The organism is Caballeronia sp. BCC1704 (genome assembly GCF_902833455.1).
In the GTDB taxonomy this organism is placed as follows: domain Bacteria; phylum Pseudomonadota; class Gammaproteobacteria; order Burkholderiales; family Burkholderiaceae; genus Caballeronia.
On record NZ_CADFFT010000001.1, the window covers coordinates 1,381,596 to 1,394,635 of the forward strand.

The following is a 13,040-nucleotide window of genomic DNA, read 5'->3' on the forward strand; positions in this document are numbered from 1 at the left end:
CTTCACGACACCATCAACGATCACAAAAAGGAAGGTGGCACATGAAGCTCATCCGCACCGTCACGGCGCTCGCTGCCGTCGCTTCGCTCCTGTCCGCATGCGGCGGAAGTTCGGACGACGTCGGCAAGGAACTCGGCCTCACGCAAGCGCAGGTTCATTTCGTCCACGCGATTCCGAGCGGCCCGAACGTCGATTTCTACGATAACGGCAAGGTGCTGCAACCGAACATCGGCTACAAGGCGGTGACCAACTTCGCGAACATCGGCACGGGCCAGCACAACTTCGGCTACGCGGCCGTGAACACGACGACCCAGCTCGCGTCCAATTCGAGCATCAGCAACGCGGCGAAAGGCCACGAATACACGGTCATCGCGCTGCCGGACGCGGGCTTCCTGCCGTCGATCGCCGTGATCGACGATCCGTTCGACAAAGGTCTCCTGTCGACGAGCGCGCGCGTGCGCGGCTTCAACGCATCGGCGAACGCGCAGAATCTCGATCTGTATCTGGTCGCGCCGGGGACGAACATCGCGACGGTCAACGCGACGATGCCGAGCATCGCCTTCAAGAGCGCGGTTCCGGCGAGCACGCAGGACTCGATCTATGTTTCGGGCGGCACGTATCAGTTGATCGCGACGCTGCCGGGTTCGAAGACGCCGGTGTACAAGTCGGCTTCGTTCAATCTCGGCAATAACGCGGACTGGCTCGTGACGACGCTGCCTTCGGGCAACGCGCTGTCGCAGGTCGTGCCGTACAAGATTCGGGTGCTGGTGGCGCAGGGCGGCAACACCCAGACGCCGGCGCTGGAGTTGCCGGATACGCAGTAAGCGCTTGCGCGTCAGGCCGTCACGAAAACCCGCCCGAGCGGTCTCGGGCGGGTTTTTTAACGCACAAAAAAAATCTCGCCGCGCAAGGCGGCGAGATGACAGGAACTACGCTACGTTGATAGAGCGCCTCAGCTTATTTATGTTCTTCCGCCGAGTTCGAAATAGCCTGGCCGCCCTTCGAAATGTCCTGACCTGCGCCCGAGATGGTATTGCAGCCTGCCAGCGCAGCGGTGCCCGCGATCAGCAGCAAAGCGATGATTCGAGTCATGTTCAATCCCCTTGAAGTAAATGTCTGGATTGGCCGCTGCTTATCGATGGGCCTCACCGGTGTGAATAATCTTAAAAAAGCGCCGGAGCGCGCGCTGTAAGCACACATGTGTTTTTCGTGTCGGCGGATTCCGTATTTCGCGTCGGCATCGTCCTACGCGGCGGCGCGTGCCGGCGGGCCGTCATCCACGTCCGCATCCGCATGCACGCGGTCGCGCGGCATCGACACCCGAATGCTGGTTCCATGCGGCGTCGCGCGCTCTATCTCGAAGCGCCCGCCGCGCGCCGACACGCGCTGCCGCATGCCGACCAGTCCGTGCGTCTGCGTGCGCTTCAAATCCTGCGGCCGGATGCCGATGCCGTCATCGTCGATCGAAAGCGCGACGTTCGCCGGGTCGAGCGTGAGCGCAATGCGAATGCGGCTCGCATGCGCGTACTTCGCGGCGTTTGTCAGCGTTTCCTGCGCCACGCGAAAGAGCGCGATTTCGATGGCTTCGCCGAGCTTCACTTCGTCGTCCGGCAGATCGGCTTCGACCGTCCAGCCGTTGCGCTGCGCGGCTTCGTCCACGAGCGAACGCAGCGCCGTGACGAGACCGAAGTTGGCGAGCACCGTCGGTCGCATGTCCTCGATAATCCGCCGCTTGAGCGCGATGCCCTGATCCAGATTGCCGATGGCGCGCGACAGTTTCTCGGCCATTGCCGGCTCCGATTCGCGCAGCTTGCCGCGCACCCACGCGACATCCATCTTGCTCGCGGTCAGGATCGAGCCGAGTTCGTCGTGCAGTTCGCGGGCGAGTTGCGTCTTTTCATCCTCGCTGACCGATTGCAAATGCCACGCGAGCGCTTCCAGTTGCCGCGTGCGTTCGAAGACGAGCCGATCCAGTTCCTCCTGCTGCGTGATGAGTTCGCGCTGAACGCGATCTTGCTTATCGAGCTGGATGCCGAGATTGCGGAACAGCAGCAGAAACAACACGATGTTCAGCGCGCAGAGCGCGGCCACGCACAGCGTCGAAATGCGCTGATCGGCGCGGCTCGCGTCGAGCGCGTGTTGCGCGCGCTGCTCTTCGTTCAGGCGCAAGAGCGAGAGCGCGGCGTCGAGCGTCATGTCCTTGTCGGCCGATGCATCCGAAGGCGCGGCCGATGGCGCCGCGCTGCGCTCGATGGCGTCGTTGGCCGCCGCGCGAATCTGCGCGAAGCTCGCGAGCGCGGTGTCGTCGCCGATGCGGCGATAGTAGGCATCGAGCGTGGCGAGCGCGCGGCGCACGTGCGCGGCGGTCGCTTCGAACTGGTTCTTGTAGGCGGCGTCCGGTTTCAGCGCGATCGCTTGTCCCTGCGCGGACAGCGTCGCGATGTCCGCCGCGAGCGCCGAAAGCTGCGCGGTCGCGCTCTTGGCGTCGAGCGCGGTTTCGTATTCGGCGGCAATGCGCATGCGGCCCGACTCCAGAATCACGAGCCCGCCGACGGTAATCACGATCGCCACCGTCATCGCGACGGCCCAGCTATACCGATGCATCCATTCATTGATGCGCGCGAAGCCGGCGCGCGTGCCCCGGCTCGCCGTCGGTGCGGACGAGTCGTCCTGCGCGATGCCGGCAAGCGCGGCGTGAGGAAGGTGGCTCATGGCGTGGTTCTCGATGCGGCGACGAGGCAGATGGCGCGCTTCGCGCAGCCGATTTGAAAGCAAATGTCGGTGGATTCTCACAGCAAAAAAGGAGCCAGCCCGAATGCGCGCGGCAGAACGCGCGGCTAGCATGAGTGCGTCAACCATTCCTACGGGGAGCGATCATGCTGAGATGGGCTCTGTTTTTCGCGATCGTCGCTGTGATCGCCGGCTTGCTGGGCTTCACGGGCATTGCCGCGGGCGCCGCGACCATTGCCAAGTTCCTGTTCGTGCTGTTCCTGATTCTTTGCGTCGTGTTTCTGGTGCTGGGGTTCGTCATCACCAAGAAAGCGGTCGATTAGCGGCGTTGCTCGTGTAAGCGCTGCCATGCCGGGGTGGCGGTTCGCGCCATGCCCGGCCGACCTTGAACGACCTTAGAACAATCACGAGGAGGGTCCCATGCTTCACTACGCAGCCGTTTTCTTCGTCATCGCGATCATCGCGGCGGTGTTCGGCTTCACGGGCATCGCGGCCGGCGCCGCTGAAATTGCGAAGATCCTGTTTTATATTTTCCTCGTCGTGTTCGTCGTGACGCTGCTGCTCGGTGTCTTCAGGACGTGACGTTGCCGAATCGTCGTGCCCGCGCCCGCTCATCGGACGATAGAGCGGAGCGGGCACGCGCCATGCATCGCGGACGATGATCGAATAGCGGAACGCTATGAAGCACGGCGATTCGCTCGACGCATCCGTCCATCCCCCAATTCACAGGAGCAAACACATGTCCGATTCATCTGCTGTATCGACCGCGCCGGGCCAGTCCAAGGACGCTTTCGTCCTCGATGTGGAAAAAATCCGGAACGACGCGCGGCAGCACATGGACGAAGGCCCGGTCACGTCGACCTATGCCGCCGACCGCGAAACCGTGCTGAAGCTGCTCAACGACGCGCTCGCCACCGAGTGGGTCTGCACGCTGCGCTACAAGCGCCACTACTTCATGGCGAAGGGCATTCACTCGGAAGCCGTTGCGAAGGAATTCGCCGAGCACGCGACCGAGGAGCAGGAACACGCCGACATGCTCGCGGAGCGCATCGTGCAGCTGGGCGGCTCGCCGGACTTCGCGCCGGACAGCCTCAAGTCGCGTTCGCATTCGGAATACAAGGAAGGCGCCGATCTCATCGACATGATTCGCGAGAACCTGATCGCCGAGCGCATCGCGATCGACACGTACCGCGAGATCATTCGCTATCTCGGCGACAAGGATGTCACCACGCGCCGCATCTTCGAGGAGATTCTCGCCGTCGAGGAAGAGCACGCGGACGACATGGCCGACCTGCTGGAAGGCCGCAACGGGTAAGCGTCGTAAGCCTTGGGCGCGGTGCGTGCTGCGCCGCGCATGGCTTTCACGCCTGCCTCGGTAGAATCACCGTTCTTTCATCACAGCAGCGCGGACGGCGTGAATGATTCGAGTCTTGATAGCCGACGACCATGCGATCGTGCGCAGCGGGTTCAGGCAGTTCGTCGCGGACGAGCCGGACATGGAAGTGGCGGCGGAAGCATCGACGGGCGATGAAACCATCGCGCTCGTACGCGAAACGGCGTTCGACGTGGTGCTGCTCGACATCGCCATGCCGGACAAGAACGGCGTGGACACCTTGCGGGTCATCAAGCAGATCCGGCCGCAGCAGGGCGTGTTGATGCTGTCGGGCTTTCCGGAGAGCCAGTACGCGATCAATCTGCTGAAGGCGGGCGCGAACGGCTACCTGAACAAGGACGCCGCGCCGGACGAGATCGTGCGCGCCATTCGCACGGTGGCGCGCGGGCATCGTTACCTGTCCGAATTCATCGCGGATGCGCTCGCCGACAAGCTCGACAAGCCCGCCGCCGAGCGGCCGCACGAGTTGCTGTCGGAGCGCGAATTCCAGATTTTCTGCAAGCTCGCGGGCGGCCGGATTCCGACGGAAATCGCACAGGAACTGCATCTTTCGGTGAAGACGGTGAGCACGTACCGAGCGCGCGTGCTGGAAAAGATGCGGCTCTCGAACAACGCCGATCTGACGTACTACGCGATCAAAAACGGATTGATCGAATAGTGCTTGCGGAGGATGCCTGCCGTGGGCGACCACATCATCACCGACGATTCGAAAGGGCGGCATGAGCCGCGCGGCGGGCCGCTCGCGGTGCTGCTGATCGAAGATTCGCCGCTGATCCGGCGCAGTCTCACCGAAGCGATCGAGGCGCTCGGTCCGTGGCGCGTGACCGCTTTCGCCGATGCGCCCGACGAGGCAATCGCGCTTCTGTCGTCGCAGCGGTTCGACGCGGTCATCGTCGATCTGCAACTGAAGCGCGGCTCGGGCATCGACGTGCTCGCCTGGCTTAAGAACGCGGACCGGTCGGGAGTCGCCGAGGGCGCTTTCGTCGTCGTGCTGACCAACCACGCATTGCCGGCGTATCGCGAGCGGTGTCTGCAATACGGCGCGCGGCACTTCTTCGACAAGTCGCTGGAGTTCGACCGCGTGCTCGATGCGTTGTGGGATTATGCGCGGGAGCGGGTTTGAGGTGCTTTGGCGCGACGTATCGCGGTGCTGTCCAAGGCAGTCAGCCGTCGCGCGATGCGACTAGGCGTGGCGCATTCGTGGCGGCCTGATCCGTCCTATTCGGGTTTGTGACCGTGTGCATATCCGTTGTGGGTCACATCAATCTCGAGAACTTGAATTAGTCAGTCGGGGCTTCAGCCTGCTCGACCGTAGGCGCGTCCGTTCTCGGCTTGCCACATCCGGCGACGTACTCGTTGCGGTTCTGCTTTCCTCCAAAGGCCCCGCGCGGCTTCGCCTGCACGTGTGCTTATCCGTTGCGGCTCAAGCAACTGCGTGTCCTTACCGCAAACATGCCGCAGCTCGACTCGGCCTGAAGGTATTCGTACGACTCGACTCCTTCGTCGCGAAGTCGCCAGGCGATGAACCGCCGCTCCAACGTCCGCAAGCGTACGCGCTGCCGTTCTCGCCTGTCATTTCCGCGAGTCTCAGACGCGGGAACGCCGCTCGACTCGCGTAAGCGCACGCCAAACCGTCATCGCGGCTCGTCACTCCTCTCGCACCTGCCGCGAAACGAGCCGCCGCTCGCGCCCGCGCCAATGACTGAAACCTGCGAGCCCGGTCGCCGCGAGCCCGACGAGACAGACGCCTGTCCATCCCATCGCATGCCACGCGAGCGACGCCAGCGCCGAGCCCGCCGCGCCGCCGATGAAGTACGCCACCATGTAGACCGTGTTCACGCGGCTGCGCGCCTCGGGCTTGAGCGCATAGATACGCGACTGGTTCGATATCTGCGCGGCCTGCACGCCGATATCCAGCACGATCACGCCGACGACCAGCCCCGCGATGCTGCGCGCCGACAGCGCGAACACGACGAACGACAACGCGACGAGCCCGATCGACAGCGAGATCACCGCGCGCGGCCCGCGTTTGTCCGCCGACTTTCCCGCGAGCGGCGCAGCGAGCGCCCCGGCCGCCCCGACGATGCCGAAGAGCCCCGCCGCCTGCGGTCCCATGTGAAACGGCTCGCCCGCGAGCAAGAGCGTGAGCAGCGACCAGAACGCGCTGAAGCCGGCGAAGAGCGCGCCGCCCGTCAGCGCGGCTTCGCGCAGGCCGGGATTCTCGACGGTGAGATGCCACATCGAGACGAGCAGCTTGCCGTAGGGAAGCGTGGATGTCGGCCGGCTCTTCGGCAGTCGCATCAGCACGACGACGGCGAGCGCGATGGTCGCCACGACAGATGCGCCGAACACCGCGCGCCAGCCGAAGTACTGCGCGACGAAACCCGACACCGTGCGCGCGAGCAGGATGCCGAGCAAAAGCCCGCTCATCACGGTGCCGACTGCGTGGCCGCGCTCGGCGGCCGGCGCGAGTTCGGCGGAGAACGGCACGGCTTGCTGCGCGATCGTCGCTACGACGCCGATCGCGAGACTCGCCGCGATCAGCACCGCGAGCGTCGGCGCGGCGCATGCGGCGACGAGCGAGACGCCCAGCGCGGCGAGCTGAAGCAGGATCAGCATGCGCCGGTCGAAGCGATCGCCGAGCGGCGCGAGCACGAGCATGCCGAGGGCATAGCCGAGCTGCGTGGCGGTCGGCACGGCGCCGATCAGATACGCGTTCTGCGGAAACGACGCGCGGAAGTCGCCGAGCAGCGGCTGGTTGAAATAGATATTGGCGACCGATACGCCCGCGATGGTCGCGAGTAGCCAGAGCGTGGCCCGCGAATAATGCGGATGAGGTTCGGGCGCGTGTGCGTGAGACGATGAGTGAGGCGGCTGATGCGAATGCGCGGACATGAGTTCGTTCCGTCGGACGGCGGGAAGCGGCGTTCGGCCAGCCGCCGATCATACTGGAGACGCGCGACGTTTGCTCAGCGCGCTCGTGGAACCTCGCGCCTCATTCGTCTTCGTCTGCGGCGGGCTTCGGCGCGAGCTTCTCGGGCGCGAGCCAACGGAAACCGGTGAGCGTCGTCTCGCTGAACGTGCATTCGGCTGCGGCGGGGACGTCTGTCTTTTTGCTCGCAGGCGGCGTCGGCGGCGTCGGGATGACACCTCGCACGACCACGCGCGAACCATGATAAGCGGCGCCGGAGCCGGTGATCTTGAGCGGCGCGCTCGCCGCATCGGGATACGCCGCGCGCACCTTGTCCTTGCACGTTTCGACGTTGCGGTAGTACGACGTGCAGCCCGCCATCAACATCAGCGGAAACGAGAAGGCGAGAAGCAGGCGAGAGCGTGTGTTCATCGAGTCAGTCGGTCGATGCCCGACGCGGCGCGCGCATCGGAGCGTGGGATGAGTGTGCGGCGAAGGCTTTATAACATGGCGCGAGCGGCGCGCCCGGCGCGAGTTTCGCGCGAAGCGAAGGCCGCTTGTTACGCGGACCGGCACGGTAGCACAATCGGCGAATGCGCTCGCGACGGAGGCTGCCGCCATGCGAAAGGACATCGAAGTAGGCGATTACGTGCTCGCGCTCGCCACGTTGCCGACATCGCCGCCGGCCGACGGACAGTCGGATGCGTCCGCCGAGGGCTACGCGGTGCGCGTGCGCGTGGCGCGCCTCGACGGGCGACCGCTTCACGGAACGACGCTCGCCACCGATTCCGGCGAAATGACGGGAGATCACGGACCGTTTGCGACGGTCGCGGAGGCGATGGCGCATGGCGAGGCGTGGGGCCGGCATTACGTCTCGCGCATTCTTGAGCATGGCCTGTAGCGCGGGATTGCCGCGCGTTTCGGAACGTGGGGGCCTCCGGTCGTCCGCCGTGCATCTAAGCATCGGGACACCCGCTTGGAGACCCGCCAACGGCGCGCGTCAGAAGCTCACCACTCCTCCGAGCAAGGCGCTTGCAGAAGCGCCTTGACACTGTTTGTCGCCAGCTTCGGCGTTTGCTAAAGAGCGAGCCGTCTTCTACTGCACAGGCTGAGCATCCGGAAACCGCCACGCGCCACTCAATATTTCCGCGCGAGGACGATACAGCCGCACCCAGTAGGTCCAGTCAGGCGGCGTCGGCAAACAATTCGGGATCACGCCGTCGCATCCGCCGAACTGCACCGTGACCGAGCCGTCGACGTTTTTCTTTGCGGTGACGTCGTTGACCGAGTACGCGTCGTACGCATTCTTCTCAAGACGGCCTTGCGTGTTGTACATGGTGATGGACCAGAAGGCATCGACAGGCACGTCCTTGACCGTCAACCGGAAGACTTTCGTGCCGTCATTTCCGGGCGGCGTGACGGTGAGATACGTCGCGTCCTTGTCCGGATTACCGCCCCAGCCGGAAGCTGAAGCAATGAGGTGGCGCACCGGATCGACGTCGCCGCGCGAGCCGAACATCCTGTGCGTGTCGGGCAGCGTCGTTGCGAGCGCGAGCAGGGCGTCGCGAACCTTTTTCTGACTGACGGTATCCCACGCCGGAACGTCGAAGCGGCCCGGACTTGCCTGCTCGGTGCGGATTGCGTCCTGCAACGCATGTGCTTTGGCGAGATCGTCCGGGCTGTTGGGATCGACGAACACGCGCACGCCGAGCAGCACATAGCGCGTACCGACGCGCTGACGGTCGAAGGTATAGCTGCCCGCGCCATAGTGGACGCCCGCGACATAGTGGTCTTCGTCGATGGCCATGAGGGACATGAAACGCTTTCCCGCGTCGGGCATCGTGACGGTCACCGGCCCGGCGTCGAGATCGAACACGGCGGCGGAGTAGAGCGTGTCGCGATTGGTGCGCACGACCACTTGTGAATCTGCGGAAGCAGGAACCCGGCGGTGATCGAACGCCCCGAGACCTTTTGCCCGCGAAACCGCCTGACGGAAATAGAGATCGCTCTCCGCGCGGTTGAAGTTGTCCGCCGTGACGGGCTTCGGCGTCTCCTCTGCGCGCCCGAGCGTGAGGAATGCGAAATAAAACGCTGCCGCGAAGATTCTTGATCTGACGCTCACTTGAGTCTCCTTACCGCGTGAAATGCTGCTTATTTTGTTTTTTCGTGTTTGTGTGAAGAACACGATGCAGACCTGGTGCCGGGGACCGGACTCGAACCGGCAAGCCGTGAGGCGGCGGATTTTAAGTCCGCTATGTTTACCAATTTCATCACCCCGGCAGGGCGGACGCGATTCTACCATTGCGCCGGGTCGCGCCAAAACCGCGTCGACGCGCGATCCGCCGCAAACGCGCGCCTATTGAAAGCCATTCGACAACCTCGCACGCCTCACGCATAATCGCCGACGGACCGGCGCGCCGGAGAACGCGCGCAACGGCAGGCCGTCGATCACGCGCAAGGACACACGATGGGCAAAACCCGGCTCGAAGCGTTCAGCGATGGCGTCATCGCCATCATCATCACGATCATGGTGCTCGAACTCAAAGTGCCGCACGGCCACGACTTCGCCGCGCTCGCGCCGCTCGTGCCCGTGCTCGCGGCGTACGTGTTGAGCTTCGTCTATGTCGGCATCTACTGGAGCAATCACCATCACCTGCTGCACGCCATCGGGCGCGTGAACGGCTCGGCGTTGTGGGCGAACCTGCATCTGCTCTTCTGGCTGTCGCTCTTTCCGTTCACGACCAACTGGATGGGCGAGAGCCATCTGAGCGCCGTGCCGACCGCGTGCTACGGCTTCGTGCTGTTCATGACGGCCGTTGCCTGGTACATCCTGACGCGCGTGCTGATCGCCATGCACGGTGAAAACACGCGGCTCGAACGCGCCGTCGGCGCGGACCGCAAGGGCAAGGTGTCGGTGACGCTGTATCTGCTGGCGATTGCCGCGTCGTTCTGGCAGCCGTGGATCGCGGCGGTCATCTATGCGGTCGTGGCCGCCGGCTGGCTCGTGCCGGACCGGCGCATCGAGCGCATGCTCGCGAGCGAGGAGCATTGACTTGCCGACGACGCGCATCGGTCTCATCTCCGACACGCACAATCTCGTGCGCCCCGAGGCGCTCGATGCGCTGCGCGATTGCGCGCACATCATTCATGCGGGCGATATCTGCAAGCATGAGGTGCTCGACGCACTTGCGTCGCTCGCGCCGCTGACCGTCGTGCTCGGCAACAACGACGTCGCCGCGAGCGTCGCGCATCTGCCGGAGCATGCGCGCATCGAAGCGGCCGGCGCGACGATCCACGTCGTGCACGATATCGCCGATGTTCCCGATAGGCTCGACGGCGTCGATGTCGTCGTGACCGGGCATTCGCACAAGCCGGTCGTCGCGCGGCGCGGCGGCGTGCTCTTCGTGAATCCGGGCAGCGCGGGGCCGCGCCGCTTCAAATTGCCGATCAGCGTCGGCCTGCTCGACATCGGCGAGGCGGGGATCGAGGCGCGCATCGTCACGCTCATCGCATGAAAAAGGCCGGCGTCTTGTCAGACGCCGGCCTTTCGCGCTTCTTGTTTCCAGCAGTCGCTTACGCGCGGACCGTGCCTTCCGGGAAGCCGTCGTCCATCTCGGCCGCCTCGCGATGGCCGCGCAGGATCGCATGCGCTTCGGAGTGCGTGGCGACCGCGGGCGGCGAGCCCTTCAGCGGCTTCTTCGCCGTTTCGTGCAATGCGAGCACCGAGACGATGCCGATCACCGACGCGCCCATCAGATAGTACGCGGGCATCATCAGGTTGCCGGTCTTGCCGACGAGCCAGGCGGTGACGAGCGGCGTCGTGCCGCCGAAGAGCGACACCGACACGTTGAAGCCGATGGCGAGCGCGCCGTAGCGGATCTTCGTCGGGAAGAGCGCGGGCAGCGACGACGGCATCACGCCCGTGAACGTCGACAGCAGCGCGCCGAGGATCATCATGCCGGCGAAAATCGAAGGCACCGTGCCCATGCGGATCAGCGAGAGCGCCGGAACGGACAGCGCCAGTAGTCCGACGCAGCCCGCGAGCATCACCGGCTTGCGGCCGATCTTGTCGGAGAGACGCCCGGCGAAGAGCGTGAGCGGCATCATCAGCACCATCACCACGAGCACGATGAAGAGGCCATGCGTCTCGTTGAACTGGAGCGTCGCCGACAGATAGCTCGGCAGATACGAGAGCGCCATGTAATCGGTCACGTTGAAGATCAGCACGAGACCCACGCATTGCAACAGCGGCTTCCACTGCGCGAGCAGCGTTTCGCGGAACTGCGCCTTGGTCGTTTCGTGCGCGGCCGCTTCCATCTTGTCGGCTTCGCGCTGAAACGCGGGCGTTTCTTCTAGCTTCATCCGGATATAGAGACCGATCAGGCCAAGCGGCCCGGCGATGAGAAACGGAATGCGCCAGCCCCAGCTCAAGAGCGCATCTTGCGAGAGCGCGCCGGTCAGCACCGCGACGACGCCCGCGCCCAGCACGTAGCCGACGAGCGTGCCGAATTCCAGAAAGCTCGCCATGAAGCCGCGCTTCTTGTCCGGCGAGAATTCGGCGATGAACGTCGCCGCGCCGCCGTACTCGCCGCCCGTGGAGAAGCCTTGCACGAGGCGCGCGACGAGCAGCAGCACCGGCGCCATCACGCCGATGCTTCCATAGCTCGGAATCAGGCCGATGCAGAACGTGCCGATGGCCATCATGATCATCGTCATCGCGAGCACGCGCTTGCGGCCGATGCGGTCGCCGAGCGGCCCGAACACCATGCCGCCGAGCGGGCGCACGAGAAACGCCGCCGCGAAGGTGCCGAAGGTGGCGAGCAACTGCGCGGTCGGGCTGGACGAGGGGAAGAACACCTTGCCGAGCGTCACGGCGATGTAGCTGTACACGCCGAAGTCGAACCATTCCATCGCATTGCCGATGGCCATGGCGCCGACGGCGCGCTTGAGCAGGGATTGGTCGACGATGGTGATGTCGTCGAGGGAAAGTGAGTTAGCTTGATTCGATGTGTGGCGCTTGCGCCAAAGGCCGTCGTTCAGGGCGGTCATAGGTTGAAGACTCCGTGTCGAGTGCCGGATGCTCGCGAAAAGCATCGGGCGCGCCGCGTGAGCAGCGCATGGGCCGGATAGTGCAGTTTCGTGACGGCGCCGCGAGCCGTTCCGACCGTCAGGACGAGAGCGAATGGCTCCGCCGAGCGTCGGACAGGGCGCCCGAAGCTGACGATCGAAGAAAAGCGGTGCCGGTGCCTCGCGGTGGAAGTCGCGAAATTGCACTCGGATAAAACAAACGAATTGGACGCGCGGACGGCAAGCCGGGAGGCAGCCGCGGGTGGAACCGCAACGTCGGCGAAAACTAAGGCTTGGAACGAAAAAGGCCGGCGTACTGCTTAACCGACAAGCCTCTTTGTATAAAAAACTGTCACTTCCACGCGTTACCCGATAAACGGTATGCCGGGCAGGCCGCGCGTTAATGATGGTGAATTGCTGTTGATAACGAGCAAGATGATAACACGATGACAGACGATCTGCAAACCGGCTTGTAATTTGGGCAGTGCCCGACCCGCGCTATCCCTTACAGGGCTTAGGATTGCGCCGAGTTGTGTCCTATGCGTCGGATGTTCTAAACGGTACGTGCAAGCAATAAAAAACCGACCTCGAAGGGTCGGTTCCTGCGACGGTTGCGAGCCGGAAATTAGCTTTGCGGCGGCACGTATCCCGAGGCCGTATCGGCGCCTTCGCCGAAGAAATACTTCTCCGTCTGCTTCAGCAGATACTGGCGCGCGCGCGGGTCGGCCATGTTCAGGCGATTTTCGTTGATGAGCATCGTCTGCTGCTTGAGCCAGCCTTGCCACGCTTCCTTCGAGACCGTTTCGTAGATACGTTTGCCGAGTTCGCCCGGCAGCGGCGGGAAGTCCAGTCCCTCGGCTTCCTTGCCGAGCTTTGCGCATTGAACCATTCGGGCCATCTGTGTTTCTCCTTTATCGACCGGTGTCGGCTTGGCCTACC

16 protein-coding genes and 1 tRNA gene are annotated in these 13,040 nt (G+C 64.0%); 9 read left to right on the forward strand and 8 right to left on the reverse strand.

The window, feature by feature from the left end:
* The first annotated feature begins 41 nt into the window (after nucleotides 1-41).
* Nucleotides 42-824, forward strand: a complete 783-nt coding sequence (locus HWX53_RS06410) for a DUF4397 domain-containing protein (RefSeq protein ID WP_175939953.1) — start codon at nucleotides 42-44, stop codon at nucleotides 822-824.
* A 133-nt stretch (nucleotides 825-957) separates the two neighbouring features.
* Here HWX53_RS06410 and HWX53_RS06415 read toward each other — a convergent pair whose 3' ends face one another.
* Together HWX53_RS06415 and HWX53_RS06420 are read right to left on the reverse strand one after the other, a co-directional pair.
* The gene (locus tag HWX53_RS06415) at nucleotides 958-1,092 is read right to left on the reverse strand and encodes an entericidin A/B family lipoprotein (protein WP_175939954.1); all 135 of its coding nucleotides are present in this window, start codon (nucleotides 1,090-1,092) and stop codon (nucleotides 958-960) included.
* A gap of 153 nt (nucleotides 1,093-1,245) precedes the next feature.
* A complete protein-coding gene (locus HWX53_RS06420; RefSeq protein ID WP_175939955.1) occupies nucleotides 1,246-2,712 on the reverse strand; it encodes a sensor histidine kinase in 1,467 nt (488 codons plus the stop codon).
* A 164-nt stretch (nucleotides 2,713-2,876) separates the two neighbouring features.
* On the opposite strand from HWX53_RS06420, the gene HWX53_RS06425 reads away from it, so the two are divergent.
* The 5 genes from HWX53_RS06425 to HWX53_RS06445 all read left to right on the forward strand — a co-directional run bounded on the left by HWX53_RS06425 (nucleotide 2,877) and on the right by HWX53_RS06445 (nucleotide 5,246).
* Entirely contained in the window at nucleotides 2,877-3,053 is a 177-nt protein-coding gene (locus HWX53_RS06425; protein ID WP_159835737.1) for a DUF1328 domain-containing protein, read from the forward strand.
* Nucleotides 3,054-3,150: 97 nt separating this feature from the next.
* The gene (locus HWX53_RS06430; protein ID WP_040048814.1) at nucleotides 3,151-3,312 is read left to right on the forward strand and encodes a DUF1328 family protein; all 162 of its coding nucleotides are present in this window, start codon (nucleotides 3,151-3,153) and stop codon (nucleotides 3,310-3,312) included.
* A 157-nt stretch (nucleotides 3,313-3,469) separates the two neighbouring features.
* Nucleotides 3,470-4,045, forward strand: a complete 576-nt coding sequence (locus tag HWX53_RS06435) for a ferritin-like domain-containing protein (protein ID WP_175939956.1) — start codon at nucleotides 3,470-3,472, stop codon at nucleotides 4,043-4,045.
* 103 nt (nucleotides 4,046-4,148) lie between these two features.
* Nucleotides 4,149-4,781: a response regulator transcription factor gene (locus HWX53_RS06440; RefSeq protein ID WP_175939957.1), complete on the forward strand. Its 633-nt coding sequence runs from the start codon at nucleotides 4,149-4,151 to the stop codon at nucleotides 4,779-4,781.
* 21 nt (nucleotides 4,782-4,802) lie between these two features.
* Entirely contained in the window at nucleotides 4,803-5,246 is a 444-nt protein-coding gene (locus HWX53_RS06445) for a response regulator (protein WP_241269847.1), read from the forward strand.
* Between the two features lie 524 nt (nucleotides 5,247-5,770).
* Here HWX53_RS06445 and HWX53_RS06450 read toward each other — a convergent pair.
* Both HWX53_RS06450 and HWX53_RS06455 read right to left on the reverse strand, forming a co-directional pair.
* Complete coding sequence (locus HWX53_RS06450) at nucleotides 5,771-7,018, reverse strand: MFS transporter (RefSeq protein ID WP_175939958.1); 1,248 nt, start codon at nucleotides 7,016-7,018, stop codon at nucleotides 5,771-5,773.
* 100 nt (nucleotides 7,019-7,118) lie between these two features.
* The gene (locus HWX53_RS06455) at nucleotides 7,119-7,466 is read right to left on the reverse strand and encodes a hypothetical protein (protein WP_175939959.1); all 348 of its coding nucleotides are present in this window, start codon (nucleotides 7,464-7,466) and stop codon (nucleotides 7,119-7,121) included.
* 187 nt (nucleotides 7,467-7,653) lie between these two features.
* Here HWX53_RS06455 and HWX53_RS06460 point away from each other — a divergent pair, with 187 nt between their 5' ends.
* Nucleotides 7,654-7,935: a hypothetical protein gene (locus tag HWX53_RS06460; RefSeq protein ID WP_175939960.1), complete on the forward strand. Its 282-nt coding sequence runs from the start codon at nucleotides 7,654-7,656 to the stop codon at nucleotides 7,933-7,935.
* Between the two features lie 195 nt (nucleotides 7,936-8,130).
* Here HWX53_RS06460 and HWX53_RS06465 read toward each other — a convergent pair whose 3' ends face one another.
* Nucleotides 8,131-9,156 carry a DUF1254 domain-containing protein gene (locus tag HWX53_RS06465; protein ID WP_175939961.1) on the reverse strand — a complete coding sequence of 342 codons (1,026 nt, stop codon included), beginning with the start codon at nucleotides 9,154-9,156 and terminating at the stop codon, nucleotides 8,131-8,133.
* Nucleotides 9,157-9,229: 73 nt separating this feature from the next.
* Nucleotides 9,230-9,314, reverse strand: a tRNA-Leu gene (locus tag HWX53_RS06470).
* Between the two features lie 187 nt (nucleotides 9,315-9,501).
* Between HWX53_RS06470 and HWX53_RS06475 the strand changes: the two genes are divergently transcribed.
* The gene (locus tag HWX53_RS06475; RefSeq protein WP_175939962.1) at nucleotides 9,502-10,086 is read left to right on the forward strand and encodes a TMEM175 family protein; all 585 of its coding nucleotides are present in this window, start codon (nucleotides 9,502-9,504) and stop codon (nucleotides 10,084-10,086) included.
* Nucleotide 10,087: 1 nt separating this feature from the next.
* The gene (locus HWX53_RS06480; protein ID WP_244140010.1) at nucleotides 10,088-10,549 is read left to right on the forward strand and encodes a metallophosphoesterase family protein; all 462 of its coding nucleotides are present in this window, start codon (nucleotides 10,088-10,090) and stop codon (nucleotides 10,547-10,549) included.
* A gap of 58 nt (nucleotides 10,550-10,607) precedes the next feature.
* Here HWX53_RS06480 and proP read toward each other — a convergent pair whose 3' ends face one another.
* Together proP and HWX53_RS06490 are read right to left on the reverse strand one after the other, a co-directional pair.
* A complete protein-coding gene (gene proP / locus HWX53_RS06485) occupies nucleotides 10,608-12,083 on the reverse strand; it encodes a glycine betaine/L-proline transporter ProP (RefSeq protein WP_175939964.1) in 1,476 nt (491 codons plus the stop codon).
* A gap of 643 nt (nucleotides 12,084-12,726) precedes the next feature.
* Nucleotides 12,727-12,999, reverse strand: a complete 273-nt coding sequence (locus tag HWX53_RS06490; protein ID WP_062636188.1) for an oxidative damage protection protein — start codon at nucleotides 12,997-12,999, stop codon at nucleotides 12,727-12,729.
* Between the last annotated feature and the right edge of the window lie 41 nt (nucleotides 13,000-13,040).

Coding starts and splice junctions, on each gene's coding strand:
- HWX53_RS06425 (WP_159835737.1), top strand. CDS start 2,877: ATGCTGAGATGGGCTCTGTTTTTCGCGATCGTCGCTGTGATCGCCGGC.
- HWX53_RS06460 (WP_175939960.1), top strand. CDS start 7,654: ATGCGAAAGGACATCGAAGTAGGCGATTACGTGCTCGCGCTCGCCACG.
- HWX53_RS06435 (WP_175939956.1), top strand. CDS start 3,470: ATGTCCGATTCATCTGCTGTATCGACCGCGCCGGGCCAGTCCAAGGAC.
- HWX53_RS06420 (WP_175939955.1), bottom strand. CDS start 2,712: ATGAGCCACCTTCCTCACGCCGCGCTTGCCGGCATCGCGCAGGACGAC.
- HWX53_RS06430 (WP_040048814.1), top strand. CDS start 3,151: ATGCTTCACTACGCAGCCGTTTTCTTCGTCATCGCGATCATCGCGGCG.
- HWX53_RS06455 (WP_175939959.1), bottom strand. CDS start 7,466: ATGAACACACGCTCTCGCCTGCTTCTCGCCTTCTCGTTTCCGCTGATG.
- HWX53_RS06410 (WP_175939953.1), top strand. CDS start 42: ATGAAGCTCATCCGCACCGTCACGGCGCTCGCTGCCGTCGCTTCGCTC.
- HWX53_RS06450 (WP_175939958.1), bottom strand. CDS start 7,018: ATGTCCGCGCATTCGCATCAGCCGCCTCACTCATCGTCTCACGCACAC.
- proP (WP_175939964.1), bottom strand. CDS start 12,083: ATGACCGCCCTGAACGACGGCCTTTGGCGCAAGCGCCACACATCGAAT.
- HWX53_RS06490 (WP_062636188.1), bottom strand. CDS start 12,999: ATGGCCCGAATGGTTCAATGCGCAAAGCTCGGCAAGGAAGCCGAGGGA.
- HWX53_RS06440 (WP_175939957.1), top strand. CDS start 4,149: ATGATTCGAGTCTTGATAGCCGACGACCATGCGATCGTGCGCAGCGGG.
- HWX53_RS06415 (WP_175939954.1), bottom strand. CDS start 1,092: ATGACTCGAATCATCGCTTTGCTGCTGATCGCGGGCACCGCTGCGCTG.
- HWX53_RS06475 (WP_175939962.1), top strand. CDS start 9,502: ATGGGCAAAACCCGGCTCGAAGCGTTCAGCGATGGCGTCATCGCCATC.